The sequence below is a fragment of the Rhodococcus opacus B4 genome (genome assembly GCF_000010805.1).
GTDB classification, from domain to species: domain Bacteria; phylum Actinomycetota; class Actinomycetes; order Mycobacteriales; family Mycobacteriaceae; genus Rhodococcus_F; species Rhodococcus_F opacus_C.
In genome coordinates, this window is record NC_012522.1 from 7,278,849 (window position 1) to 7,305,066 (window position 26,218).

The 26,218-nt window shown below is 69.3% G+C and carries 27 protein-coding genes; 18 read left to right on the forward strand and 9 right to left on the reverse strand.

From position 1 onward, the window contains the following. The first annotated feature begins 1 nt into the window (after nt 1). Together ROP_RS33080 and ROP_RS33085 are read left to right on the forward strand one after the other, a co-directional pair. Nucleotides 2-1,561, forward strand: a complete 1,560-nt coding sequence (locus ROP_RS33080; RefSeq protein ID WP_015890346.1) for a tripartite tricarboxylate transporter permease — start codon at nt 2-4, stop codon at nt 1,559-1,561. Further along, nucleotides 1,558-1,944 (forward strand): universal stress protein, encoded by a 387-nt coding sequence (locus ROP_RS33085; RefSeq protein ID WP_015890347.1) that lies wholly within the window; start codon nt 1,558-1,560, stop codon nt 1,942-1,944. The genes ROP_RS33080 and ROP_RS33085 overlap by 4 nt, the downstream gene beginning before the upstream one ends. Before the next feature lie 53 nt (nt 1,945-1,997). Here the strand turns inward: ROP_RS33085 and yaaA are convergent, their stop codons facing one another. After that, complete coding sequence (gene yaaA / locus ROP_RS33090) at nt 1,998-2,741, reverse strand: peroxide stress protein YaaA (RefSeq protein ID WP_015890348.1); 744 nt, start codon at nt 2,739-2,741, stop codon at nt 1,998-2,000. Nucleotides 2,742-2,797: 56 nt separating this feature from the next. Between yaaA and ROP_RS33095 the strand changes: the two genes are divergently transcribed. From ROP_RS33095 to ROP_RS33115, 5 genes are all read left to right on the forward strand, one after another. Next, nucleotides 2,798-4,543, forward strand: coding sequence for a proline--tRNA ligase (locus tag ROP_RS33095; RefSeq protein ID WP_015890349.1), 1,746 nt, complete (start codon nt 2,798-2,800; stop codon nt 4,541-4,543). Nucleotides 4,544-4,611: 68 nt separating this feature from the next. Continuing rightward, nucleotides 4,612-6,342, forward strand: coding sequence for an acyl-CoA dehydrogenase family protein (locus tag ROP_RS33100; protein ID WP_015890350.1), 1,731 nt, complete (start codon nt 4,612-4,614; stop codon nt 6,340-6,342). Nucleotides 6,343-6,477: 135 nt separating this feature from the next. After that, entirely contained in the window at nt 6,478-6,891 is a 414-nt protein-coding gene (locus ROP_RS33105; RefSeq protein ID WP_015890351.1) for a hypothetical protein, read from the forward strand. A gap of 123 nt (nt 6,892-7,014) precedes the next feature. Next, nucleotides 7,015-7,314 (forward strand): hypothetical protein, encoded by a 300-nt coding sequence (locus ROP_RS33110; RefSeq protein WP_015890352.1) that lies wholly within the window; start codon nt 7,015-7,017, stop codon nt 7,312-7,314. A 310-nt stretch (nt 7,315-7,624) separates the two neighbouring features. Beyond that, nucleotides 7,625-8,587 (forward strand): alpha/beta fold hydrolase, encoded by a 963-nt coding sequence (locus ROP_RS33115; protein WP_015890353.1) that lies wholly within the window; start codon nt 7,625-7,627, stop codon nt 8,585-8,587. Here ROP_RS33115 and ROP_RS33120 read toward each other — a convergent pair whose 3' ends face one another. After that, nucleotides 8,588-9,235 carry an FHA domain-containing protein gene (locus ROP_RS33120; protein ID WP_015890354.1) on the reverse strand — a complete coding sequence of 216 codons (648 nt, stop codon included), beginning with the start codon at nt 9,233-9,235 and terminating at the stop codon, nt 8,588-8,590. 57 nt (nt 9,236-9,292) lie between these two features. Continuing rightward, the gene (locus ROP_RS33125; protein WP_015890355.1) at nt 9,293-9,892 is read right to left on the reverse strand and encodes a TetR/AcrR family transcriptional regulator; all 600 of its coding nucleotides are present in this window, start codon (nt 9,890-9,892) and stop codon (nt 9,293-9,295) included. Nucleotides 9,893-9,994: 102 nt separating this feature from the next. Here ROP_RS33125 and ROP_RS33130 point away from each other — a divergent pair, with 102 nt between their 5' ends. Next, on the forward strand, nt 9,995-11,440 hold the full coding sequence (locus ROP_RS33130; protein ID WP_015890356.1) for an MFS transporter: 1,446 nt from the start codon (nt 9,995-9,997) through the stop codon (nt 11,438-11,440). A gap of 20 nt (nt 11,441-11,460) precedes the next feature. Here ROP_RS33130 and ROP_RS33135 read toward each other — a convergent pair whose 3' ends face one another. Then, nucleotides 11,461-12,129, reverse strand: coding sequence for a response regulator transcription factor (locus ROP_RS33135; RefSeq protein WP_015890357.1), 669 nt, complete (start codon nt 12,127-12,129; stop codon nt 11,461-11,463). Further along, on the reverse strand, nt 12,126-13,415 hold the full coding sequence (locus ROP_RS33140) for a sensor histidine kinase (protein ID WP_148222528.1): 1,290 nt from the start codon (nt 13,413-13,415) through the stop codon (nt 12,126-12,128). Before ROP_RS33140 ends, ROP_RS33135 begins: the two co-directional genes overlap by 4 nt. On the opposite strand from ROP_RS33140, the gene ROP_RS33145 reads away from it, so the two are divergent. Next, on the forward strand, nt 13,414-14,352 hold the full coding sequence (locus ROP_RS33145; protein ID WP_015890359.1) for an ABC transporter ATP-binding protein: 939 nt from the start codon (nt 13,414-13,416) through the stop codon (nt 14,350-14,352). The two genes, ROP_RS33140 and ROP_RS33145, sit on opposite strands and share 2 nt — an antisense overlap. After that, entirely contained in the window at nt 14,349-15,197 is an 849-nt protein-coding gene (locus ROP_RS33150; RefSeq protein ID WP_015890360.1) for an ABC transporter permease subunit, read from the forward strand. The genes ROP_RS33145 and ROP_RS33150 overlap by 4 nt, the downstream gene beginning before the upstream one ends. A 10-nt stretch (nt 15,198-15,207) precedes the next feature. On the opposite strand, the gene ROP_RS33155 is transcribed toward ROP_RS33150, so the two are convergent. The 4 genes from ROP_RS33155 to ROP_RS33170 all read right to left on the reverse strand — a co-directional run bounded on the left by ROP_RS33155 (nt 15,208) and on the right by ROP_RS33170 (nt 17,583). Next, nucleotides 15,208-16,035 carry an SDR family NAD(P)-dependent oxidoreductase gene (locus ROP_RS33155; protein ID WP_015890361.1) on the reverse strand — a complete coding sequence of 276 codons (828 nt, stop codon included), beginning with the start codon at nt 16,033-16,035 and terminating at the stop codon, nt 15,208-15,210. Further along, nucleotides 16,032-16,517, reverse strand: coding sequence for a nuclear transport factor 2 family protein (locus ROP_RS33160; protein ID WP_015890362.1), 486 nt, complete (start codon nt 16,515-16,517; stop codon nt 16,032-16,034). Before ROP_RS33160 ends, ROP_RS33155 begins: the two co-directional genes overlap by 4 nt. Nucleotides 16,518-16,615: 98 nt before the next feature. After that, nucleotides 16,616-17,059, reverse strand: a complete 444-nt coding sequence (locus tag ROP_RS33165) for a ferritin-like domain-containing protein (RefSeq protein WP_015890363.1) — start codon at nt 17,057-17,059, stop codon at nt 16,616-16,618. Further along, nucleotides 17,056-17,583 carry a hypothetical protein gene (locus ROP_RS33170; protein ID WP_043825852.1) on the reverse strand — a complete coding sequence of 176 codons (528 nt, stop codon included), beginning with the start codon at nt 17,581-17,583 and terminating at the stop codon, nt 17,056-17,058. The genes ROP_RS33165 and ROP_RS33170 overlap by 4 nt, the downstream gene beginning before the upstream one ends. Before the next feature lie 197 nt (nt 17,584-17,780). Between ROP_RS33170 and rimP the strand changes: the two genes are divergently transcribed. From rimP to ROP_RS33205, 8 genes are all read left to right on the forward strand, one after another. Continuing rightward, complete coding sequence (rimP, locus tag ROP_RS33175) at nt 17,781-18,353, forward strand: ribosome maturation factor RimP (RefSeq protein WP_015890365.1); 573 nt, start codon at nt 17,781-17,783, stop codon at nt 18,351-18,353. Further along, entirely contained in the window at nt 18,350-19,381 is a 1,032-nt protein-coding gene (gene nusA, locus ROP_RS33180) for a transcription termination factor NusA (RefSeq protein ID WP_015890366.1), read from the forward strand. The genes rimP and nusA overlap by 4 nt, the downstream gene beginning before the upstream one ends. A 44-nt stretch (nt 19,382-19,425) precedes the next feature. Continuing rightward, entirely contained in the window at nt 19,426-19,779 is a 354-nt protein-coding gene (locus ROP_RS41635; RefSeq protein WP_015890367.1) for a YlxR family protein, read from the forward strand. Between the two features lie 105 nt (nt 19,780-19,884). Then, nucleotides 19,885-22,809 carry a translation initiation factor IF-2 gene (infB, locus tag ROP_RS41640; protein WP_015890368.1) on the forward strand — a complete coding sequence of 975 codons (2,925 nt, stop codon included), beginning with the start codon at nt 19,885-19,887 and terminating at the stop codon, nt 22,807-22,809. A gap of 101 nt (nt 22,810-22,910) precedes the next feature. After that, nucleotides 22,911-23,201, forward strand: a complete 291-nt coding sequence (locus ROP_RS33190; protein WP_015890369.1) for a DUF503 domain-containing protein — start codon at nt 22,911-22,913, stop codon at nt 23,199-23,201. A gap of 113 nt (nt 23,202-23,314) precedes the next feature. Next, nucleotides 23,315-23,803, forward strand: coding sequence for a 30S ribosome-binding factor RbfA (rbfA, locus tag ROP_RS33195; protein ID WP_015890370.1), 489 nt, complete (start codon nt 23,315-23,317; stop codon nt 23,801-23,803). Nucleotides 23,804-23,814: 11 nt separating this feature from the next. Then, nucleotides 23,815-24,816, forward strand: a complete 1,002-nt coding sequence (locus tag ROP_RS33200; protein ID WP_015890371.1) for a DHH family phosphoesterase — start codon at nt 23,815-23,817, stop codon at nt 24,814-24,816. Nucleotides 24,817-24,828: 12 nt separating this feature from the next. Next, nucleotides 24,829-26,217: an MATE family efflux transporter gene (locus tag ROP_RS33205; protein WP_015890372.1), complete on the forward strand. Its 1,389-nt coding sequence runs from the start codon at nt 24,829-24,831 to the stop codon at nt 26,215-26,217. The last annotated feature ends 1 nt before the right edge of the window (nt 26,218 follow it).

Consider the following 26,218-nt stretch of genomic DNA (forward strand, 5'->3'; position numbering starts at 1 on the left):
CATGGACAATCTGAACTGGCTCCTGCAGGGGTTCGAGCAGGCAGCCACCCCCATGAACCTGCTCTACGCCTGCATCGGCGTCCTGCTCGGCACCGCGGTCGGTGTGCTCCCGGGCATCGGACCGGCCATGACCGTCGCCCTGCTGCTCCCCGTCACCTACAACGTCAGCCCGAGCGCCGCGTTCATCATGTTCGCCGGCATCTACTACGGCGGCATGTACGGCGGGTCGACGACGTCGATCCTGCTGAACACGCCGGGCGAGTCGTCCTCGGTGATCACGGCGATCGAAGGCAACAAGATGGCCAGAGCCGGCAGGGCCGCGCAGGCCCTGGCGACCGCCGCGATCGGGTCGTTCGTCGCCGGGTCCATCGGCACGATGCTCCTGGTGCTGTTCGCGCCTGCCGTCTCGAGTTTCGCGGTCACCCTCGGTGCGCCGTCCTACCTCGCGATCATGCTGCTCGCCCTCGTCGCCGTCACCGCGGTCCTCGGCACCTCCAAACTCCGCGGATGCATCTCCCTGCTCCTCGGTCTCGCGATCGGGCTGGTCGGCATCGACTTCCTCACCGGCCAGCCGCGTGCCACGTTCGGCATCCCGCAGTTGTCGGACGGGATCGACATCGTCGTCGTCGCGGTCGCCGTGTTCGCGCTCGGTGAGGCCCTCTGGGTCGCCGCGCACCTCCGCCGCAAACCGGCCGAGGTCATCCCCGTCGGCAGGCCCTGGATGGGCAAGAGCGACTGGAAGCGTTCGTGGAAGCCGTGGCTGCGGGGTACCGCCTACGGGTTCCCGTTCGGTGCGCTGCCCGCGGGCGGCGCCGAGCTGCCCACGTTCCTCTCTTACATCACCGAGAAGAAGCTGTCGAAGCACAAGGACGAATTCGGCAAGGGCGCCATCGAGGGTGTCGCAGGCCCCGAGGCCGCCAACAACGCGTCGGCCGCGGGCACACTCGTGCCGATGCTCTCGCTGGGTCTGCCGACCAACGCCACGGCCGCGGTCATGCTGACGGCCTTCGTGTCGTACGGGATCCAGCCGGGACCGACCCTGTTCGAGAAGGAACCGCTGCTGATCTGGACGCTGATCGCCAGCCTGTTCATCGGCAATTTCCTGCTGCTGGTGCTCAACCTTCCGCTCGCGCCGCTGTGGGCGAAGCTGCTCCGCACCCCGCGCCCCTACCTGTACGCGGGCATCCTGTTCTTCGCCGCCCTGGGCGCGTTCGCCGTCAACCTCCAATGGCTCGACCTGGCGCTGCTGCTGACGTTCGGGTTGCTGGGTCTGATGATGCGGAGGTTCGGGCTGCCGGTGCTGCCGTTGATCATCGGCGTCATCCTCGGGCCGCGCATCGAACGGCAACTGCGGCAGAGCTTGCAACTCGGCGGCGGCGACTGGGGCAGCCTGTTCACCGAGCCCGTCGCGATCATCGTCTACATCGTGATCGCCATGCTCCTCGTCGCACCCCTCGTCGCCAAGGTCGTCCGCGCGCACTACCCCGTCGCGGCACCCGATTTCCCGGACGGACCGGCCGGCGGCGACGCCACCGACACCAGAGAGAAGGCACACGCATGATCGTCGTCGGATACACCCCCGACCAGTTCGGAGGGGCGGCCCTCGAACACGGCGTCGCGGAGGCGCAGCTGCGCGGAACGTCGCTGCTGGTGATCAACTCGTCGAAGGGCGACTCCCTCGCCGATCAGGCGTTCGCCGACAACGCGCACCTGCAGGAACTCGAAGGCAAACTGGCCGCGAGCGGGATCGACCACGAGGTCCGGCAGATCGTCGGAGACGAGACCGTCGACGTGATCCTCGAGGCGATGACGGCGCCGAACGCGGAACTGCTCGTGATCGGCATCCGCGACCGCACCCCCGTCGGGAAACTGCTGATGGGCAGCACCGCCCAGCGCCTGCTGCTGTCCTGCCGGAAACCGGTCCTGGCCGTCAAGCCTGCCTGAGGCCCGTGAGTACTTATCAACCGCCCGCGGTTGACAAGTACTCACAGCCGGGGTCAGTCGGTGAGGATGATCAGCTCGCGGTCCGACGCGACCTCGACCCGGAGTCCGGCCTTCGCTGCCACCCGGGCCACCCCGCGAACGTCGTGAGGTTCGGCCCGGGACACGGTGAGCGCACGGGCCAGCAGGCCCTTGTGGTGTTTGTTGAAATGGCTGACGACGGTGCGGGTGCCGTCCGGTTTCTCGGTGAGGACGGTGGCGATCACGGCCTCGGGGATCGGTCCGAGCTGCTGGTACGTCCCCGACCGCAGGTCGACGACGAGACCGTCGGCCTCGGCGGTGATCGCCCCGGACAGTTCCGGCTTCCACAGTGCGCGGAGGGTGCCGAGCCCGGGAAGTTTCGATCCGCCCGACAGCCGGTAGGCGGGAATCAGGTCACCGGCGCGGACCGCGCCGAACAGTGCGGACCCCATCGCCAGCCGCGACAGCGCCTTGGACTTCTGCGCCCTGGTGAACGACTTCGCGTCGAGGGCGTCGAACAGCACGCCGGTGTACCGCTCGAGCGCGGGCCGGGTGGGGGAGACCCACAGTTTGGCGTTGCGCTCGATCTCGTCGGCCTGGGTGGGGCCCAGGCCGAGCGCCAGCTGCGACGCCTCCCCGTCGGCCGCCAGCGTGACCAGCGCCTGGACCAGAATTTCGCGGGTTTCGGTGAGCTGCGGCATCGACAGCTCGGCCAGGTCGAGGGGCGCGTCGGCGCCGCCGTCGGACTTGGTTTCGGAGGGAGGAAGTAGCACCAGCACGCACGAAACCCTACCGACGCGCCCGGCCTCGTCCCAGCCGACTATTCTGGTATCCCGTGATTACCCGCCTGTCCCACCTGTTCCTCCGCACGCTGCGCGACGACCCCGCCGACGCCGAGGTCCCCAGCCACAAGCTGCTGGTCCGCGCCGGTTATGTGCGTCGAATCGCGCCCGGTGTCTACTCGTGGCTGCCGCTGGGTCTGCGCGTGCTGCGCGAGGTCGAGCGGGTGGTGCGGGAAGAGATGAACGGGATCGGTGCGCAGGAGATCTCCCTGCCCGCACTGCTGCCGCGGGAACCGTACGAGGCGTCCAACCGCTGGACCGAGTACGGCGAGGGTCTGTTCCGCCTGAAGGACCGCAAGGGCGGCGACTACCTGCTCGGCCCCACTCACGAGGAACTGTTCGCCTTGACCGTCAAGGGCGAGTACAACTCGTACAAGGATTTCCCCGTCACGCTGTACCAGGTGCAGACCAAGTACCGCGACGAGGAGCGCCCGCGGGCGGGCATTCTGCGCGGCCGCGAGTTCGTGATGAAGGATTCGTACTCCTTCGACCTCACCGACGAGGGGCTGACCGAGTCGTACCGGGCGCACCGCGACGCGTACGAGCGGATCTTCGCCCGGCTCGGCGTCAAGTACGTGATCGTGTCGGCGACGTCCGGTGCGATGGGCGGCAGCGCCTCGGAGGAGTTCCTCGCCGAGAGCGAGATCGGTGAGGACACCTACGTCCGCTGCCTCGAGTCCGGCTACGCGGCCAACGTGGAGGCCGTGAAGACGCTGGCTCCCGAACCCATTCCGTTCGACGGACTGCCTGCCGCGAAGGTGTACGACACGCCGGACACCCCCACGATCGCGACGCTCGTCGCGTGGGCGAACGAGGCCGACCTGGGCCGGACCGTCACCGCCGCGGACACGCTGAAGAACCTCCTCGTCAAGGTCCGCCAGCCCGGCGGGAAGTGGGAACTGCTCGCCATCGGTGTTCCCGGCGACCGCGAGGTGGACGACAAGCGCCTCGGCGCCTCGCTCGAGCCCGCGGAGTTCGAACTCCTCACCGAAGCGGACTTCGAGGCCAATCCGTTCCTGGTCAAGGGCTACGTCGGACCGAAGGCGCTGCAGGCCAACGGCGTCCGGTACCTCGTCGATCCCCGCATCGTCGACGGCACCAGCTGGATCACCGGAGCCGACGAGAAGGGCAGGCACGTGGTCGGGCTCGTCGCGGGCCGCGATTTCGTCCCGGACGGCACCATCGAGGCCGCCGAGGTCCGCGGCGGCGACCCGTCACCCGACGGCGCCGGTGAACTCGTCGCGGCCCGGGGCATCGAGATCGGTCACGTCTTCCAGCTGGGCCGCAAGTACACCGACGTGTTCTCCGTGGACGTGCTCGGCGAGAACGGCAAGCCGGTCCGGCCCACCATGGGGTCCTATGGTGTCGGCGTCTCCCGCCTCGTCGCGGTGATCGCGGAACAGCATCACGACGACAAGGGCCTGCGCTGGCCTGCCGAGGTGTCGCCCGCCGACGTGCACGTGGTGATCGCGAACAAGGACGACACTGCCCGGGAGGGCGCCGAGGGGCTCGCGGCCGACCTCGACAAGGCCGGTCTCGAGGTCATCCTCGACGATCGCAAGGCGTCGCCGGGTGTGAAGTTCAAGGACTCCGAACTGCTCGGTGTCCCGCTGGTCGTGGTTGTCGGCCGCGGCTGGGGCGAGGGCAAGGTGGAGGTGCGGGACCGCTTCACCGGCGAGAGCCGCGAGGTGGCCGCCGAGTCGGCGCTGAGCGAGATCGTCAAGACCGTCAGGGGCTGATCAAACCCGCCCACGCCTTTCGTCCGGACTGTTAGCTTGGCCTGACACGTCCGGACGAAAGGCCTGCTGTGACGAACTCCCTGCTGTTCGATCCGAACTCCTACGATCCCGAGCATTTCGATCCGGAGACGCGCAGACTGCTGCGGGCGCTGATCGAGTGGTTCGAGTCGCGGGGCAAGAAACGGCTCATCGAGGACGATCTCGAGGCGGTGTGGCCCGAGGACTTCCTGGGGTTCGTGAAACGGGAGAAGCTGTTCGCCACGTTCCTCACGCCCGCCGAATCGGCGGGCGGCGATCCGGGCAAACGCTGGGACGCCGCACGCAACGCCGCGCTCAGTGAGATCTTCGGGTTCTACGGGCTGGCGTACTGGTACGCGTGGCAGGTGACGGTCCTGGGTCTCGGCCCCATCTGGATGAGCGGCAACCGGGCCGCGAAGGATCGCGCCGCGCAACTCCTCGACGACGGCGGTGTGCTCGCGTTCGGCCTGTCGGAGCGGGAACACGGTGCGGACGTCTACTCGACGGACATGCTGCTGACCCCCGCCGAGGACGACGCGGATCTCGCGTTCACCGCGAGTGGCGACAAGTACTACATCGGCAACGGCAACGTGGCGGGCATGGTGTCCGTGTTCGGCAGGCGCACCGATGTCGAGGGCAGCGACGGGTACGTCTTCTTCGTCGCGGACAGCCGCCACCCGGCGTACCACCTGCAGGGCAACGTGGTGCACGGCCAGATGTACGTCAGCACGTTCCGGCTCGAGGACTACCCGGTGCGGGAGGAGGACATCCTGCACACCGGGGTCGCCGCGTTCGAGGCGGCACTGAACACGGTCAACGTCGGCAAGTTCAACCTGTGCACGGGTTCCATCGGTATCTCCGAGCATGCGTTCTACGAGTCGATCACCCACGCGCACAACAGGATTCTGTACGGAAACCCGGTCACCGATTTCCCGCACGTGCGCGGAAACTTCGTCGACGCGTACAGCAGGCTGGTCGCGATGAAGTTGTTCAGCGCCCGCGCCGTCGACTACTTCCGCAGCGCGAGTCTCGACGACCGCCGGTACCTGTTGTTCAACCCGATGACGAAGGCGAAGGTCACCTCCGAGGGGGAGAAGGTGATCGCGCTCCTGCACGACGTGATCGCGGCGAAGGGCTACGAGAAGAACACTTACTTCCGGGAGGCCGCACAGCTGATCGGCACCCTGCCGAAACTCGAGGGCACGGTGCACGTCAACGTCGGCCTCATCCTGAAGTTCATGCCGAACTACCTGCTCAACCCGGCGGAGTACCCGGAGATCGGCACCCGCCTCGACGCCGCCGACGACGCCTTCTTCTGGGCCCAGGGACCGACCCGCGGTGCGGGCAAGATCCAGTTCCACGACTGGACGACGGCATACGAGGCGCACTCGGGCGTCCCCAACGTGGCCCGGTTCCACGAGCAGGCGACAGCGTTGCGGGAACTGCTCACCACCGCGCCGCCCGACACCGAACAGCAGAAGGACCTCGACTTCCTGCTCGACCTCGGGCACTTGTTCTCGCTCGTGGTCTACGGGCACCTGATTCTCGAGCAGGCCGACATCGCCGGCATCGACCGCGACCTGGTCGACCAGATCTTCGACTTCCAGATCCGCGACTTCTCCCGGTATGCCGTTGCGCTGCACGGAAAATCGTCCGCCACCGAGGCTCAGCAGCGGTGGGCGCTCGGTGCGATCCGCCGGCCCGTCGTGGACGCGGAACGATTCTCGCGGGTGTGGGCGCAGGTGGAAGGTTACGACGGGGCCTACGAAATGCGGCCGTAGACCCGGCTCTACGGGGTGGGGCGGCGTCATCCCTCGGGGTGCCGCCCCTGCCCCCTGGGGTACCTGTTCGGGTGGGCGCTCTCAGAGCATTCTTATGTGGCAAGCAAAACCCCACCCCCACAGAAAGATCCACACATGGCACACACCTTCAAGCGCACCCTCTCCGCTCTCGCGATCGCGGGCTTCGCCCTCACGGCCGGAGCAGGAATCGCCTCCGCCGATCCGGGTGGGAACGGCGGCACGGCGTCGGGCGGCACCTCTCAGGGCGGCAACGGCGGCACTTCCCAGGGCGGCGCCGGTGGTGCCGGCGGCAACGGCTCCGGTGGAAACGTCGTGCTGGGCGGTCCGGTCATCGGCAGCCCGGGTACCACCACCGGCCCCCAGAACGCCGGCAACGGTGGCAATGGAGGCAACGGCGGGAACGCCGGGGATGCCAATGGAGGCAATGCAGGGGATGCGAACGGCGGCTCCGCGAACGGAGGCGCGGGTGCCGGTGACACGACCACCACGGACAACACCCAGAACTGCGGATTCGTCTTCTGCTTCTGACCGAGTCGTGATCGCTCGATCTCGCTGAACACCCGAGGGGTCGACACCGCCAGGTGCCGGCCCCTCGGCGCCATGCCGCACGGCTTTCCCGCCTCCTGTAACACACTGCGAAAGGTTCTTCCCATGTCGACTTCCTTCGGCTTCTCCACTGTCCTCACGCGCACGGGTGCCACCGTCGCGGCCGCGTTCTTCGTCCTGGCGGCGGGCGCAGGCATCGCGTCGGCGGCGCCGGACGCCCCGTCCGACGACCCCTCCGTGAGCACCCTCGCTCCCGGACCGAACGCGCAGGGCGGCAACGTCGACATCGGCGGCCCGCACGTCGGGCCGATCGCCGTCGACGGGATCAAGGCCGGGCCCGGCGGGACGAGCGTCGGCGGCCACGACTTTGGCGGACAGGGCGGCCCGGGCCTCCCCTGGGGGTGACGGGTTCCCCACCCCAGGGTGCCTGGTTCCGCCGAGACGGACCCCGCATTCTGAGGTCGCGGCACAGGTCGCCCCCACGAGTGACCCGGTCCTGTCGCGCCGTCGTCGCGAAAGTTTGGAAGCCTCCTCGCCGAGGGGGATCCCCGGCATGTCCGTGTCCACCCACCCCAGGGGTGGAATGCTCGACACCTCCGGGTGCGGAGGCCACCACTGGGGGTCCTGGGCGGCGCGCCCCGTGGGCGGCAGAGTGGAGGACAAGCAAGGACGTAACGCTTCACCAGCCGCGAGCGAAGAAACCGAGGAGGCAATCATGACGAACACCCCGGTTGCACATGAGCACGAAGGCCGTCGCCTCACGGTCCGGACCGACGACGGGGTCCCGCTCGCGGTTCGTGAGTTCGGTTCGCCCGACGCGGCCACCACGGTGGTGTTCGTCCACGGTCATTGCCTGCGCACCGAGTCCTGGTGGGCACTGCGCGAACAGCTGGTCCGCTTCTGGCGCAACGATGTTCGCATGGTCTTCTACGATCACCGGGGGCACGGGGAGTCGGGGGAGGCGCCGGCCGCCACCTACACGATCGATCAGCTCGGCCGCGACCTCGGTTCCGTCCTCGACACCGTCGCGCCGCGCGGTCCGGTCGTTCTCGTCGGGCACTCGATGGGCGGGATGACCGCGCTGTCCTACACGCGGCAGAACCCTCACACCATCGGCTCGCGGGTGGTGGGCATGGCTCTGATCTCCACCGCGGCGTGCGATCTCGCCGAGGCCGGACTCGGTCGCCACCTGCGCAGCCCTGCGGTGTCGCTGTTCCGCACCGCGGTGCGGCGGGCACCGCGGGTCGTGCACGGATCCAAGCGGCTGGGTAGCACCGTCTGCACGGCGATCGCCCGCGCGGCGAGCGCCCGCAACCGGGCCGTCGATCCGCGGCTCGCGGCTCTGGTCTCGGCGATGGTCAACACGACGTCCGTCGTCACCATGTCGAGCTTCCTCGAATCCCTGCTCGGGTTCGACGAGCGGCACTCCCTAGCGGCGCTCGCACACATTCCGTCGCTGATCCTGTGCGGCTCGGTGGACATGCTCACCCCGTTCCAGCATTCCGTCGCGATGGCCTCGAAGCTCCCCGCGTCGGAACTCGTGAGCGTCGACGGGGCAGGTCACTCGGTGATCCTCGAGCGTGCGGCCGACGTCGCGCTCGCCATCATCGGACTCGTCGAGCGGATCGCCCACGGTGAGACTGCCGCGCGCGACCGCGAACTGATGGCCGCCTGCTGATCAGAGGTCCCGCTCGTTGATGATGCCGCTGCGCATCGCCCGCTCGGCCAGGCTGACCCGCTTCTGATTCTGCGGGAGATCGCCGACGCCGAACTTCGCGAACAAGGCGCGCAGGTGCGTCTTGATCGCGTCGACGCTGAGGAACAGCTCCTGCGCGATCTGCTGGTTCGAGGCGGGATTCGCGAATGCGGCGCCGTGCTTGTACGGCCGGCACAGCGCCGTGAGGACCGCCCGCTGGGTGTCGGTGAGGGACCGGACGTCGGGCATGTCGGTCCCCATCCGGGTGGCCTCGTCGAGAGCGCCGCCGAATTCGAGGTACCGGATCTTGGTTGCGCCGATTCGGATGCTGTCGCCCTGCCGGAGCCGCCGACGGCCCGCGAGACGCTCGCCGTTGACGAACGTGCCGTTACGGGAGAGCCCGTCGTCGAGGATGGTCCAGTGCGAGCCGACGCATTCGAGCACGGCGTGGAGTCGCGAGACCTCGTCGTCCTCCGTGAGGAGGAGATCGGAGCCGGGCGACCGTCCGATCGTGACGCGCGCGGAAGTGGGGGAGAGGTCCACGGTGTGGTGGTGACCCTCCCTGTCGGAATAGCTCAGTCGAGACTCAACGGCTCGGTCCACGGCTACACCCCTTCCGCACGCTTCCATCGTGCCCCGCCGTGTGTCCGATGAGCAAGATCAAGAGCGGAAATCGCCGATCACGGATCAGTTCTCGGAGCTTGCGGCGTCCAGGGTGTTTCCGAAGGCGCACACGGCGAGTTCCTCGAGCGCCGGATCCTGCCCGGCATGCTCGGGCACCTGCATGGCGAGCAGCGTGTTGAGCAGCATTCCGTTGGCGATGAAGGTGCGGGCCCGTTCGGGGCTGCATCCGGTGCGCGTGCGGACCTGCGTGTAGAGCCGGGACATCCAGTCGCGGGCCAGGGCGCCGATCTCCGGGTTCGCGCCGGACGTGAAGCCGTGCATCATCACGAGCAGGAGGTCGCGGTCCTCGAGCAGTTCGGTGTACGCAATGCCCAGCGGGAGCCACGACTCGTCGTTCTCCGGGTCGGCGGCGACGTCGGCGAAACAGGGCTCGAAAGCGTCCATGATCCGACGCATCGCCCGGTCGAAGACGTCGGCGAACAGCCGCGACTTCGAACCGAACATGCGCACCACGTACGGCTGCGACACCCCCGCCTCGCGAGCGACGGCGTCGGTGCTGGTGCCGTGATACCCGTCCCTGGCGAACGCGCGGGATGCGGCGGCCAGTACGAGTTCACGCCGTTCCGTCGCGCTCATGCGGGTCTGTTTCACGGGCGAGGCCATGTTGACATGTTATCAGTCGATTACTAGTCTCCGAAATAAGTAATCATCTGATGCTTACAACTTCTGATCTCCTCTACCACGACTCGGATGTGAGGTCCCGTCATGACGACACTCTCCGAACGCCTCGACCACGAATCGGCCGCGCCGCCCCCGGGGCATCGCCGCGGCCGGACGGTGCCGGCGTGGCTGGCGATCGCCGCCGCGTCCATCCCGATGTTCATGGCCACCCTCGACAACCTGGTGATGACCAGCGCCCTGCCGGTGATCCAACGCGACCTGAATGCGTCGGTGGGGCAGTTGCAGTGGTTCATGAACGCCTACACGCTGGCGTTCGCCACCTTGATGCTGACGCTGTCGGCGCTGGGTGACCGGCTCGGCCGCAGGCGTGTATTCCTCTGGGGCATAGTGCTCTTCGCCCTGGCGTCGGTCGCCTCGGCGCTGTCGACCACCTCCGAGATGCTGATCGCAGCGCGTGCCGTCCAGGGTGTCGGCGCGGCCGCGATCATGCCGCTCTCGCTCACCCTGCTCGCCGGCGCAGTGCCGGTCGCCGAGCGAGCCCTCGCCATCGGCATCTGGGGCGGCGTCTCGGGGCTCGGAATCGCGCTCGGCCCCGTGGTCGGCGGCGCCGTCGTCGACGGGGTGTCGTGGCAGGCCGTGTTCTGGATCAACGTTCCCGTCGCCGCGGTCGCGATCCCGCTGGCGCTCTACGCGCTCGGCGAGTCGAAGGGGAAGCGGCAACCGCTGGATCCGCTTGGCGTCGTGCTGGCCGGGGCCGCCGTGTTCCTCGGAGTCTGGGGGATCGTGCACGGCAACGACGACGGCTGGACCAGCGCCACGGTTCTCGGTGCCCTCGTCGCCGCGGTGGTGCTGCTCGCGGCGTTCGTGGTGCGCGAGTTGCGCACACCGTTCCCCGTGATGCCGCTGCGGCTGTTCCGGTCCCGTCAGTTCTCCCTGGCCAACGTGATCGGGTTGACGTTCACGCTGGGAATGATGGGTGCCGTGTTCCTCCTGTCGCAGTACCTCCAGATCGTGATGGGGTACTCCCCGTTCGAGGCCGGCCTGAGGACGCTGCCGTGGACGGCGGCCCCCATGGTCGTGGCGCCGATCGCCGGGTTGCTCGCGCCGCGGCTGGGCGTCCGGACACTCCTCGTCACCGGACTGGTGCTGCAGGGGCTGTCGCTGCTCTGGATGGCATCGCTCATCGTCCCCGGCGCCACCTACGGCAGCATGGTGCCTGCGTTCGTGATGGCCGGCGCGGGAATGGGTCTGACGTTCGCCCCCAACGCGACCGCCGTTCTCGCCGACATGCCCGAGGCCGACCACGGCACGGCCAGTTCGACCAACGCGACGCTCCGGGAGATCGGAGTCGCGCTGGGGATCGCGCTGCTGACCGCGGTGTTCCTCGGGGCGGGCGGCAGCCTCACGCCGAACGGGTACATCGACGCCCTCGCGCCTGCGCTGTACGTGGGAGCCGGATCCGTGGCGGTCGCGGTCGTCGCGGCCGCCCTCATGCCGGGACGGTCGAAGGCGGTCCCGGCGTCGACGTGAGCGGGCCGGTCCGGTCGTCCTCAGTCCTGCCAGCCCGGCCGGACCAGGCCCCACTCGTACGCCATGACCACCAGTTGGGTGCGGTCCCGGGCGCCGAGCTTCAGCAGAATCCGGCTGACGTGCGTGCGGGCGGTGGCCGGGCTCAGGAACAGCCGCGAGCCGATCTCGGCGTTGGTGAGTCCCTCGGCGATCAGGGTCATCACCTCGCGTTCGCGATCGGTCAGGTCGTCGAGACGGCTGGAGTGCGGCGGCCGTTTGGCGTGGGTCGCGAACTCCGCGACCAGCTTCCGCGTCACGGACGGCGACAGCAGGGCATCCCCGTCGGCCACCACGCGGACCGCCCGCACCAGTTCGGCGGGTTCGGTGTGTTTGACGAGGAAACCCGTCGCCCCCGCGCGCATGGCCTCGAACACGTACTCGTCCAGTTCGAAGGTGGTGAGCACCACCACCCGCACACCCGACAGCGCGGGATCGGTGGCGATCCGCCGGGTCGCCTCCAGTCCGTCGAGCACGGGCATCCGGATGTCCATGAGAACGACGTCGGGGATCAGCGTGCGGGTCAGGCTCACCGCCTGCTCGCCGTTCTCGGCCTGACCGGCCACGGTGATGTCCGGCTGGGCGTCGAGCAGCGCGGCGAAACCCGCCCGCACGAGGGCCTGGTCGTCGGCGACGAGGACGCGAATCGTCATGCCCGGCCCGCCGTGTCGTGGGTGAGGGGGAGCGTCGCCTGCACCCGGAAGCCGCCGCCCGGTCCGCTCCCGGCGGTCAGCTCACCGCCGAGCGCGCGGGCGCGCTCCCGCATGCCGGGGATGCCGTTTCCGCCCCCGACGGTCGGCGCGCTGTCCGGGCCCCGTCCGTCGTCGTCGATCCGGATGCGGACGGAGGTGGGCGTGTACGTCACGGTGACGACGGCCGGCGAGCCGCCGGAGTGGCGGGCCACGTTGGTCAGCGACTCCTGCACGATGCGCGCCGCAGCGACGTCGACCACGGCGGGCAGCGACCGCGGTGTGCCCTCGACGACCGTCGTCACCGCGAGACCTGCGGTGCGGGCACGCTCGACCACGCCGTCCAGGTCTCCGATCCCGGCGGTGGGCGCGGTGGGCGCGCTGTCGTTGCCGCGCAGTGATGCCAGCAGCGCGTGGACGTCGCCGATCGCGTCGCGGCTCGCGACCTTGATCGCGGACAGCGCCTCCTGCGACTGCTCGGGTCTGCTGTCCCACAGCTCGAGTGCGACCGACGCCTGCACGTTGATGAGCGAAAGGCTGTGTGCCAGAACATCGTGCAGCTCGCGGGCGATCGCGAGCCGCTCCTCGCTGGCGCGACGACGCTGTTCGTCCAGGGCGGCGCGTTCCGCCGCCTCGGCGCGTTGCCTGCGGGCGTCGAGCGTCCCGCGGCGCTGACGAATGATCTCGGCGACGGCGAGGAGCACCAGCAACCAGGCCGCGATGCCGGTGAGGGCCAGGAGCGACGGGGCCTCGGCATCGGACACCGCGGGCACGGCGAAGACGATCAGCACGTAACCGACCGCGAGGACCGGATAGGTGCGCCATCGGGACCCGGCCGTCGCGGCGCTCAGAAACGCGACCACGAGCGACAGGAACACCGGGCCGTATCCGTAACCTCGGGCGACGTACAGGACCGTCACGGCCAGCACGACGAGCAGGACCGTGACCGGCAACCGTCGCCGGACGAGCAGCGCGAAGGGACCGCATACCAGCAACACGAATCCCGCCGCGTCCAGCGGCGTCGCCCACGATTGGTTGTGGTTGGCGCCCACACTGCCGACGACCTGCACGATTGCGACGCCCAGGGCGATCAGGACGTCCCGCGGGGCGATCGACGTGTCCCTCCGGCCGGTGTGCACCATCCGAACGTAGACCCGATCCGGCGACGATGTCGTCGTCCGCGACACGTAGGAGAGATGACGCGTGCAGGCGGATGTGCGCGTCTTCCACGGGGCCGAGGCTGGAGTCATGACTTCCGACATCGTGGTCACCGACAGGTTGACCAAACGCTACGGCGAACACACGGCGGTCGACGCCGTCAGCCTGACCGTGCGGGCGGGGGAGGTGTACGGGTTCCTCGGACCGAACGGCGCCGGCAAGACCACCACACTGCGCATACTCACGGGTCTGGTCCGGCCGACATCCGGGACCGCGATGCTCTTCGGGTGTGCACCCGGGAACGGCGCGGTGGCGGCGCGCACCGGGGTGCTGATCGAAGGCCCCGGCTTCTTCCCCTACCTGTCCGGTCGCGACAACCTGCGGGTACTCAGCAGATATCGCCGACTGCCGGACGACGCGGCGGAATCCGCGCTGCACCGGGTGGGCCTGCGCGATCGCGGACACGACCGCTTCCGCACCTACTCGCTCGGGATGAAGCAGCGCCTCGGAGTCGCGGCCGCACTCCTCGGCGAACCCGACCTGCTGATCCTCGACGAACCCACGAACGGGCTCGACCCGGCCGGGATGGCCGAGATGCGGGAACTGATAGTCGAACTCGCGGATTCCGGGCATTCCGTCATGCTGTCCAGCCACATGCTCAGCGAGGTGCAGGAGATCTGCGATCGCGTCGGCGTGATCTCACGCGGAAAGCTGATCGCGCAGTCCACCGTCGCCGAACTGCGCGGCGGCACCAGCCTGCTGGTGCGCGCCGATCCGCGGGAACGCGCCGCGACGGTGCTCGCGGCACTGCTGGGACGCGACGTCGTCGGCACGGTGGGTGACGCGCTCGCCGTCGCCGTGTCGCCCGATCTGGCCCCGAAGGTGGCCCGGGCACTCGTCGACGCGGGAATCGACCTGCACGAGATGTCCCGGCGGGAGCGATCGCTCGAGGACGTCTTCTTCGCGATGACGTCGGACGGCGGTCCCGGCGACCGCACAGCGAGCAACGATTCGAGGAGAGTGTCATGAATGCAGTGATTGCCGGCATGCGGGCCGAGCTTCTCCGACTGCGGAAATGGCCGTCGATGTGGGTGCTGCTCGCCGCCTGGATCGTGCTGAACCTGGTCTTCGTCTACGTGTTCAACTACGTCACCGTCAAGACCGGCGGCACCACCGACATGGCGTCGTCCGCGCCCCCGGACGTGCTGCTCGCGCAGATGCTGCCCTCGGCGGTGCCCCAGGTGTTCACCCAGGGCATGGCCCTGTTCGGGGGCGCACTGATGCTCATCCTCGGCGCTCTCACCATCGGCAGCGGCTACGGGTGGGGGACGTGGAAGACCGTGTTCACCCAGGGGCCCTCGCGATCGGCCGCACTCGCCGGAACCCTCCTCGCGCTGCTGACCGTGGTGATCGGACTCGTCCTCACCGTGGCGGCCGTCGACGTCGGGGTGGCCACCGTCATCGCCGCGGTCGAATCGGAGCCGGCGGATCTGCCTGCCGCCTCGGCGATGCTGAAGGCGCTCGCGTCCGGGATGCTCATCCTCGCCATGTGGACCGCTGCCGGTGTCCTCGTGGGCGCCCTCGCGCGGGGGCCTGCGTTGTCCGTCGGTCTCGGCCTCGTGTGGGTGCTCGTGGTCGAAAACCTGCTCCGCGGAGTCGCGGCGGTCCTCGACCCCGTGTCCGTGGTGACGGACTTCCTCCCCGGTACCGCCGCGGGCTCGCTGGCCGGCTCACTCCGCGACTTCGGCGGCGACACCACCCCCGGAGTCCTGCACATCCTCGACGGCAGCACGGCGGTGCTCGTCCTGGCCGGCTACGTCGCCGTGTTCGCGGTGGGCACGATCCGGCTCGTCCGCCGACGCGACGTGAACTGACGGCCACGGCTCAGAACAGGGGACCGCCGCCGAACGGTTCCCGGTGCGACGGCGGGGTGCGGCCCTGCGTGTCGGTGATGCCGTATTCGACGGCCAGCTCTGCCGTCACGAACGTGTGGCCGCTGCGCTCCGGCAGGGTGGGATCCGCGGTGAGGGCGCAGATCACTTCGCCGACGAACTCGGGAGACTCGGCATCCGCGACGGGAAAGCCGGCGATGGTTTCGAGGCCGCTGGCGACGATCATCTCCGTGCGCACGATGCCCGGCCACAGCGAGACCGCGCGGACGTCGTGCGGAGCCAGTTCCGCCGCCATGTCGCTGGCCATCTTGTCCAACCCGGCCTTGGACATGCCGTAGAGCACCGAGTGCAGATGCCCCCGGGTCCCGAAAGAGGAGATGTTCGCGATCAACCCGGACCGCCGGGGCACCATCAACCGTGCTGCCTCCACCGACGCGACATAGTGGGCGCGCAGTCCGACGCCGATCAGCGAGTCCCAGTCGCCGAGAGGCCGTTCCCAGAACGGCGTGCTGAACCCGCCGAACCCCGCAGGGGCCGCCCACACGTTGTTGACCAGCAGGTCGAGTCGGCCGGCCTGTTCTTCCGAGATCCGGGCGAACAGGGCGTGCACGTCCTCGTCGTCGCGGTGATCGCAGGCCACCGCGATGCCGGTGCCCCCGGCGTCGGTGACCGCTCGCGCGGACGCCGACAGCGGGCGGTCCGCGGTGACCGGGCCGCGTCCGGTGACGTAGACGGTCCACCCGGCGGCTCCGAGCGCGGTCGCGACGCCCTTGCCGACGCCGCGGCTCGCCCCGGTGACCAGTGCTACCCCGGCGCTCACTGGACGACCACCGTGTCCTCGGTGAGCGGGCGGGTGATCGACCATCGAGTGGTGAAGTGGCATCGCGACATACGCCAGCCGTTGTCCTCGAAGCGGTAGGCGTCGTCGTACTCGCCGGAGGACACGGTCTCCGTCCGCTTCAGCAGATCGACCTGGCGGAACTGCAGCGTCCACGTACCGGTCGCCTCGGTGTCGCCGTGCAGCACGATGTCCGGATGGAAGCCGTGGTGCATGTCCAGAATCACGTGCCGGCCGTCCACCTCGTGGAGCGCGATCCCGCGGAAGACGTCGGTGAGGCGGTCGGCGTCGTCGAACCGGCCGAGCGGGCCGAAGTCGACGGACGCGCCGGTCGCGACGAAGCAGGAACGGAACGCGTCCGGATCCTTGCCGTCGCACGCCCGCCAGTAGCGGTACTTGAGGGCCTTGATCGCGTTCACCCGCTCCAGGTCCGCCACTCGCTGCTCCACCGAGCGTTCGTCCACGCCGTCGTCCTCCCGTTGCAGTGCGGTGTCTCGGGAGAGACGCTAAGCCGGGACTGCGCCGTCTGGGGGCGCAATCCCGGTGGGCGGGAACCTACGCGTCAGGGCTGGCCGGGAAACGGGTCGGTCACCGGATCTGTTCCGAGGGCGACACGCCAGGTGGCCTCCCGGACGGCGGCGTCGGTCAGGGCGGTCACGCCGAGCGTCCGGGTGTCCGCCGTCTCGCCGTGCTCGACGACCGCCCGCCACGCGACCGCGGTGTCCGCCTCGACCTGGGCCGCGAGCTGTGCGGCGGTGATCGGGTCGGTGACCGGGAACGGCAGCGTGTAGCCCGCCTCCGCGGCCGGGGCCGTCAGACCCGCCGCGGTCAGCGTGTCCAGGAGTTCGTCCCGGCGGGCCCGGTGGGCCGCGGCGGCGGTGGCCACCTGCGCCGCCCGCGTGGGATTCGAGAAGGCGGCGACCACCCCGTAGGCGAACACCGCGGAATGTTCGGCGGCCAGCGCGTCGCCGAGGCTCCGGCTCTCGACTTCGGTGGGTGTCGTCACGGCAGCACCACCGCCAGGTAGGTTCCGCACGCGGCGCTGATCGACGCACACAGTCCCGCGCGGTACGCGGTCAGCGCGCGGGCCGAGTCGGCTGCGCTGCGCTGCGATTCGGCCAGGTCGGCCCGCAACTGCTCGAGACCGGGTGGAGGCGCCGGCGTGGTCGGTGTCGCCGACGGGGAAGCGGACGTCGTCGGCGCGGATCCGTCCGGGTAAGTTCCTGCAGCCCTTGCGATTTCGGCGTCCAACGCGTCGGCGTGCGCGGTGCGCTGGGCGCGGACCAGTTCGAGTGCCGCGCCGCGGTCGGGCAGCAGTGCAATGGTCGCTGCCGCACCTGCGGCGTCGCGACGCGCCAGACGCGACTGCTCGACCAGCGAATCGACCTCGGTGTCGGCGTCCTCGCCGTCGGCGCACCCTGCCAGCAGGGGGACGCTCGCGACGCCGAAGGCGGAGGCTGCTGCGAACCGGAGAGCGGTGCGCCGGGACACGACCGGACCGGGTGTCGGGGGCCGGGAGACGGTGGGCATGAGCACCGGTCCATGGTGCCAGGTCGGGCCGCGATCCCGGGAATCGAGCGCCGGGGCTGGTCACGGGCACCTCGAATCGGCGTTACTCTTAGATGCTCGAACCCGTCCCGGCGGGTTCGAGGTGCTGCTCTGTGCGGCACGGTGACCTGCAGACCACGACACACGACGAGCGACAACTGAAACGAGGAGCTTCCCCGATGCCGGTTCCATCCAAGGAGAGGGTGACGGAGCTCATCTCCGATCTGGTGCAACGCCAGGGCTACGACGTGGAGGACGTTGCCGTCACGCTCGCGGGTAAGCACAGCGCGGTCCGGATCATGGTGGACAGCGACGCCGGACTCGAACTCGACGCGGTCGCGAACCTCAGTCACGAGATCTCCGAGGTCTTCGATTCGGTGTCCGATTTCGGGGAGTCCCCGTACACCCTCGAGGTCACGTCTCCCGGCATCGACCGGCCGCTCACGCACGAGCGGCACTGGCGGCGGGCCCGCGGCCGCAAGGCCCGTATCGACCTCGCGCACGAGACCGTCGTCGGCCGGATCGGAGCCCTCGACGGCGACTCGGTCGCGGTGGTGATCGGCTCGCGCACCGGTCCGGACGTTCGGCGCATCGCGCTCGCGGACATCCAGAAAGCTGTTGTGCAGGTGGAATTCTCGAAACCCGACCCGAGAGAGCTGGAACTCGCCGGCGGAATTCCCGAGGGTCGCGTGGCACCTGCGGACGCAGACGCGTCGGAAGATGAAGAAGTAGTAGAGGGGTTGGACAAGTGAATATCGACATTGCGGCGCTGCGCGCCATCGAGGCCGACAAGGGCATCTCGATCGAAACGGTCATCTCGACCATCCAGACGGCACTGCTCACTGCCTACCGGCACACCGAGGGGCATCAGCAGCACGCCCGGATCGACGTCGACACCAAGAGCGGCATCGTTCGGGTGATGGCGCACGACGTCGACTCCGACGGCAACATGGTCGGCGAGGAGTGGGACGACACCCCGGAAGGGTTCGGCCGGATCGCCGCGACCACCGCCCGACAGGTCATCCTGCAGCGGCTGCGCGACGCCGAGCACGAGCGGAGCTTCGGCGAGTACTCCACCCACGAGGGTGAGATCGTCGGCGGCGTGATCCAGCGCGACACCCGCGCGAACTCGCGCGGGATGGTCGTGGTGCGGATCGGCAGCGAGGCCAGCGGTGCCGAGGGCCTGATCCCGCCCGCCGAGCAGGTGCCCGGCGAGAACTACGAGCACGGCGAGCGGCTCAAGTGCTACGTCGTCGGTGTCGCCCGCGGGCAGCGCGGACCGCAGATCACGCTGTCGCGCACCCACCCGAATCTCGTCCGCAAACTGTTCGCGCTCGAGGTTCCGGAGATCGCGGACGGCTCGGTCGAGATCATCGCCGTCGCCCGCGAGGCCGGCCACCGGTCGAAGATCGCCGTCCAGTCGAGGGTGCAGGGACTGAACGCGAAGGGTGCGTGCATCGGGCCGATGGGCCAGCGCGTGCGCAACGTGATGAGTGAGCTCGCCGGCGAGAAGATCGACATCATCGACTTCGACGAGGACCCGGCCCGCTTCGTCGGCAACGCGCTGTCACCGTCGAAAGTGGTGTCCGTCACTGTCGTGGATCCCGAGGCCCGGGCCGCGCGTGTCGTCGTCCCCGACTTCCAGCTGTCCCTCGCCATCGGCAAGGAGGGGCAAAATGCCCGTCTTGCTGCGCGCTTGACCGGGTGGCGAATCGACATCCGCAGCGACGCCGCACCCGCTCCGGAGTCGGCAGGCGGACCCGCCGCGACCACTCGTTGAGCCGGGAATGCGGAGATCGGGGCAAGTCGGCGGTAGAGTGGTCAATGGTTCAGCATGAGCACCCCGTTTCTGCGCGCGTCAATGCCGGTTCGCCGGTCCGAACATGCATAGGATGTAGGGAGCGCGCGCTGGCTGTCGATCTGCTCAGGGTTGTGGTTGGTGAGAGCGGGCCGCAAGGTCATGTTCTCGCCCCGGACCCGAGGCGCAGGCTTCCCGGTCGAGGTGCGTGGCTGCACCCCGTCGAGGTTTGCCTGAGTCTCGCGGAACGACGCCGAGCATTCGGCAGAGCGCTGCGAGTGTCCGGAAGTGTCGACACGTCAGAAGTCGACCACTGGGTACGCGCAGGGCACCCACCCAGAGCAGTACCTCTCGAACAGAACAGGCACAAGCACTCATGAGCACACCGTGAAGCACCAGCGATGATCGTCCATCGGAGATAACCCGAGGTCGTGCGGGCCCCTCTCAGGGGAGCCTCCTGCTCGACCTCATCAGTGAGGAGAGCAGTGGCAGGCAAGGCCCGCGTGCACGAGTTGGCTAAAGAACTCGGTGTCACAAGTAAAGAACTACTCGCAACGCTCAAGGAGCAGGGCGAGTTCGTGAAGTCGGCGTCCTCCACGGTGGAGGCGCCCGTCGCCCGGCGTCTGCGGGAGTCGTTCCCGTCGGCGAAATCGGCAGATTCCGCAGCCCGTCCGGCTGCGAAGCCCGGCGCGCCCGCGCCGAGCACCCCCGCGACCTCGGCCAAGCCGGGCGGACCTCGTCCCGGCCCCAAGCCGGCAGCCCCGGCTCCGGCCGCACCCGCTGCAGCAGCCCCCGCGGCCACCCCCGCGGCTCAGGCCCCGGCACCGGCCGCACCCGCAGCGAGTACAGCCACCCCGGCCGCACCGGCGTCCAACGCTCCCAAGCCCGGTCGCCCCACCCCGGCTGCCCCGGCTCCGGCCGCACCCGCAGCCCCGGCCGCTCCGGCGGCGGCGAGCACCCCCGCGGCCCCGTCCACGGGCGCCAAGCCCGGGGGACCCCGTCCGGGCCCGAAGCCTCCGCGCGTCGGCAACAACCCGTACTCCTCGGCTCCCGCCGAGCGTCCGGCACCCCGTCCGGCTCCCGGCGCGCCGCGCCCGGGTGCACCCCGTCCGGCTCCCGGTCAGGGTGGACCTCGTCCGGCACCGGGTCAGGGCGGTCCCCGTCCGGCTCCCGGTCAGGGTGGACCTCGTCCGGCTCCCGGTCAGGGCGGTCCCCGTCCGGCACCGGGTCAGGGCGGTCCCCGTCCGAGCCCCGGCTCGATGCCTCCTCGCCCGAACCCGGGCGCGATGCCCGCTCGTTCGGCACGTCCCGCCCCCGGCGGTCGTCCCGGACGTCCCGGTGGCGCCCCCGGCGGTCGTCCCGGTGGCGGCGGCGGTGGATACCGCGGCGGCGGAGCCCCCGGTGCCGGCGCAGGCGCGCCCGGTGGCGGAGCACCCGCAGGTGGTTTCCGCGGTCGTCCCGGTGGCGGCGGACGCCCCGGTCAGCGCGGTGCGGCAGCAGGTGCCTTCGGTCGTCCCGGCGGCGCCCCGCGTCGTGGTCGCAAGTCGAAGCGTCAGAAGCGCCAGGAATACGATTCCATGCAGGCGCCCGCCGTCGGCGGCGTGCGGTTGCCCCGTGGCAACGGCGAGACCATTCGCCTCGCCCGCGGTGCTTCCCTGTCCGACTTCGCGGAGAAGATCGACGCGAACCCCGCAGCGTTGGTGCAGGCGCTGTTCAACCTCGGCGAGATGGTGACGGCGACCCAGTCGGTCAACGACGAGACGCTGGAACTGCTCGGCGGCGAGATGAACTACGTCGTCCAGGTCGTCAGCCCGGAGGACGAGGACCGCGAGCTGCTCGACAGCTTCGACCTCACCTACGGCGAGGACGAAGGCGGCGAGGAGGACCTCGAGTCCCGCCCGCCGGTGGTCACCGTCATGGGCCACGTCGACCACGGTAAGACCCGACTGCTCGACACGATCCGCAAGGCCAACGTCCGTGAGGGCGAGGCCGGCGGCATCACGCAGCACATCGGTGCCTACCAGGTGCTGACCGAGCTCGACGGCAACGAGCGTCTCGTGACGTTCATCGACACCCCCGGTCACGAGGCCTTCACGGCCATGCGTGCCCGCGGTGCCAAGGCCACCGACCTCGCGATCCTGGTCGTCGCCGCCGACGACGGCGTCATGCCGCAGACGGTGGAAGCGATCAACCACGCCCAGGCGGCCGACGTGCCGATCGTGGTCGCGGTGAACAAGATCGACAAGGAAGGCGCGAACCCGGACAAGATCCGGCAGCAGCTCACCGAGTACGGACTGGTCGCCGAGGAATACGGCGGAGACACCATGTTCGTCGACATCTCGGCGAAGCAGGGCACCAACATCGACGCACTGCTCGAAGCGGTGCTGTTGACGGCGGATGCTGCCCTGGACCTGCGGGCCAACCCGGACATGGACGCTCAGGGTGTCGCCATCGAGGCGCACCTCGACCGTGGACGCGGCCCCGTCGCGACCGTGCTCATCCAGCGCGGAACGCTGCGGGTCGGCGACTCGATCGTGGCCGGCGACGCATACGGACGTGTGCGCCGCATGGTCGACGAGCACGGCGACGACGTGCTCGAGGCCATGCCCTCGCGTCCCGTCCAGGTGGTCGGCTTCACGTCGGTCCCCGGTGCAGGCGACAACCTGCTCGTGGTCGACGAGGACCGCATCGCCCGTCAGATCGCCGACCGGCGCAATGCGCGGAAGCGCAACGCACTGGCCGCGAAGAGCCGCAAGCGCATCAGCCTCGAGGACCTGGATTCGGCTCTCAAGGAGACGTCGCAGCTCAACCTCATCCTCAAGGGCGACAACTCGGGAACCGTGGAGGCCCTGGAAGAGGCCCTGCACGGCATCGAGATCGACGACGAGGTGCAGTTGCGGGTCATCGACCGTGGTGTCGGTGGCGTCACCGAGACCAACGTCAACCTGGCCGCTGCGTCGAACGCGATCATCATCGGGTTCAACGTGCGCGCCGAGGGCAAGGCGACCGAGTTGGCGAACCGCGAGGGCGTCGACATCCGGTACTACTCGGTGATCTACCAGGCCATCGACGAGGTCGAGAAGGCTCTCAAGGGCATGCTCAAGCCGATCTACGAAGAGGTCGAGCTGGGCAAGGCGGAGATCCGTGCGATGTTCCGTTCGTCCAAGGTCGGCAACATTGCCGGTTGCCTCGTCACCTCGGGTACCATCCGTCGCAATGCGAAGGCCCGGCTGCTGCGTGACAACACGGTTGTCGCCGAGACCGTCACCATCTCCTCGCTGAAGCGGGAGAAGGAGGACGCCGTCGAGGTACGCGAGGGTTACGAGTGCGGTTTGACGCTCACCTACTCCGACATCAAGGTCGGTGACGTCATCGAGGCCTACGAGCTTCGGGAAAAGCCGCGCGACTAGTCGCCATTCGTTTGGGGTGACGTGGCAGCGTCATCCGGCGTGCGCTTCCCCGGCCGAGTCGATCGGCCGGGGGAGCGCACGTCTCCCCGAAGGAGGAAAGCTTGTACGTCGGTGCGCTCGAGCTCGACATCTTGCTCGGTGACGTGCGATCTCTGAAAGAGAAGCGTGCAATGGTCAAACCGGTTCTGGCGGAGCTGCGACGCTACGGCGTCTCGGCGGCGGAGACCGGAGAACAGGATCGGTACCGCCGGTCGATGCTCGGCGTCACGATGGCGAGTTCGGCGGTCGATCACGTACACGAGGTGCTCGACACGTGCGAACGGCACGTCGCCGGGATGCCGGAACTGCAACTCCTTGCGGTCCGGCGAAGGATTTTCGGCCCCGAGGACTGACTCGGAGCGCCCTGCCCGCCCGCCGCGTCCGCGGCCCGGCGTGCAGAATGAACTACAGCTACACCCGCAACTTCACAAGTTATCGACCGGCCAGGGAGAGGAGTCTGATTGTCATGGTGGATCCCGCCCGGGCACGAAAACTCGCCAAGCGCATCGGCACGATCGTCGCGACGGCGATCGACCACGAAATCAAGGACCCTCGCCTGGCGTTCGTCACGATCACCGACACCAAGGTGACGGCCGACCTTCACGACGCCACCGTCTACTACACCGTGATGGGCGCCGACCTCGAGTCCGAACCGGACCTCGTGTCCGCGGCTGCGGGACTGGAGAAGGCGAAGGGCGTTCTGCGCTCGAAGGTGGGCGCAGGCACCGGCGTCCGGTTCACGCCGACGCTGACATTCGTCGCGGACACGGTCCCCGACACGGCACGGCACATGGAGGAACTCCTCGCCCGCGCCCGCGCCGCCGACGACGAGGTGGCGCGCGTCGCTGCCGGCGCGTCCCCGGCCGGCGACCCCGATCCGTACAAGGAACCCCGAGTCGAGGACGCGGACGACGCCGAAGTCGACGAGCCGTCCCGTTCCCGCCAGGCGGACTGACACGAACCGACATGACCCACACTCAGGAGACGTCCCTGTCTGATCTCGATCGTCACGAGGTGTTTCTGCCGCAGGCGGTCGCCGTTCTCGAGAACGCGACGTCGGTGACGATTCTGTGTCACGTCCAACCCGATGCCGACACGATCGGCAGTGGACTCGCCCTGGCATTGGTGCTCGAGCGCAAGGGGATTCCGGTGCAGGTCGCGTTCGGCGCGCCCGACGAACTGCCGGAGTCGATGCGTGAACTGCCGGGCACCCATCTGCTGGTGCCGGCGGACCAGGTGCGCCGCAACGTCGATCTGCTCGTGACCGTCGACTGCGGCAGCGCCGGACGTCTCGGCAAGCTCGCCGACCGGCTCGCGACCGCGGGGGAGACCCTGGTCATCGATCATCACCGGTCCAACACCCGGTTCGGTCGCATGAACCTGATCGACGAGTCGGCGGAGTCGACGACCGCTGTCGTGGCGCAGATGTTCGACGTGTGGGGTGTGGACATCGACGCCGACCTCGCGCACTGCCTGTACGCGGGACTCGTCACGGACACCGGTTCCTTCCGCTGGGTGCAGCCCGGCACCCACACTCTCGCGGAGAGGCTCCTCGCCACCGGCATCGACGGTGCCCGCATCGCGCGGCGCCTTCTCGACACCCACCCGTTCGGCTGGCTGCCCATGCTGTCCTCGGTGCTGGGATCGGCGACGCTCGTTCCCGAGGCGGCAGGCGGGCGTGGACTCGTCTACGCCGTCATCCGGCAGGCCTACGTCGGGGATCTCCGCTCGGAGGAGATCGAGAGCGTCATCGACATCGTCCGGACGACGTCCGAGGCCGAGGTCGCGGCCGTCCTCAAGGAGGCGGCGGACGGCACGTATTCCGTGTCGCTGCGATCGAAATCCGACGTGGACGTCTCGATCGTCGCCGGATACCTCGGCGGCGGTGGTCACCGCTTCGCCGCCGGCTACACGGCCGTGAACTCCGCGGACGAGATCGTGACCTCGCTCGTCGAATCGCTCGGCTGAGGTCCGAAATCGTTGGCTGAGGTTTCGGAAGTCACGGGCGACGCGACCGCCCGGACGGTGTTCGGGCTGGCGCTGCCCGCGCTCGGTGTTCTCGCCGCCGAGCCGATCTACCTGCTCTTCGACATCGCCGTCGTCGGCCGGCTGGGTGCGCTGGCGCTCGCCGGTCTTGCCGTCGGTGGCCTGATCCTCGCCCAGGTCAGCACGCAGCTGACGTTCCTGTCCTACGGCACGACGGCGCGCGCGTCCCGCATGCACGGGGCGGGGGACGAGCGCGGCGCGGTCCGGGAGGGTGTGCAGGCCACCTGGCTGGCACTGGGGATCGGCGCGCTGGTGATCGCGCTGGTCCACCTGTTCGGACGCCCGGTCACGTCGGCGATCGCGGGTGGCTCCGACATCGCGGCGGCGGCCGGGAGCTGGTTGCGGATCGCGGTGTTCGGTGCCCCGCTGATCCTCGTCGCGATGGCAGGCAACGGCTGGATGCGGGGTGTGCAGAACACGGTGCGCCCCCTGCGTTTCGTGATCGCCGGCCTCGTCGTGTCGGCCGTGGCCTGCCCGGTGCTGGTGCACGGATTGTGGGGCGCCCCGCGGCTGGAACTGGAGGGTTCGGCGGTCGCGAACGTGATCGGACAGGCGGTGTCCGCGAGTCTGTTCGTCGGGGCACTCGTGGTGGAGCGGGTGCCGTTGCGCCCGCGATGGCACGTCATGCGCGCCCAGATGGTGCTCGGCCGTGACCTGATCCTGCGGAGCCTGGCGTTCCAGGCGTGCTTCCTCTCCGCCGCCGCCGTCGCGTCCCGGTTCGGCGCTGCCGCGGTCGCTGCCCACCAGGTGGTGCTGCAGCTGTGGAACCTCGTGGCCCTCACCCTCGATTCCCTGGCGATCGCCGCGCAGGCACTCGTCGGTGCGGCACTGGGTGCCGGGCACGCCGCCGGGGCCACGCGACTGTCGTGGCGCATCACCCGATGGTCCACGATCTTCGCGACAGGACTCGCCCTGATCTTCGCCCTCGGGCACGGCGTGATCCCGGAACTGTTCACGTCCGACCGGGCCGTGCTCGACGAGATGGCGGTGGCGTGGTGGTTCTTCGTCGCGATCATGCCGGTGGCCGGGGTCGTGTTCGCCCTCGACGGAGTGCTGCTCGGGGCCGGGGACGTCGCCTTCCTCCGGAATGCGACGCTGGCCTGCGCGCTGGCCGGGTTTCTGCCGCTGATCTGGCTGTCGATGCTGAACGACTGGGGCCTGGCGGGAATCTGGACGGGACTCACGGTGTTCTTAATTCTTCGGATGCTCGCGGTCGTGTGGCGGGTCGGATCCGGCCGCTGGGCAGTGGTCGGGGCCGACCTGCAGGAACGGCACGGACCGGACGGCAATCCGGTGACGGAGCACGATCGGAAAGGTGGTTGAC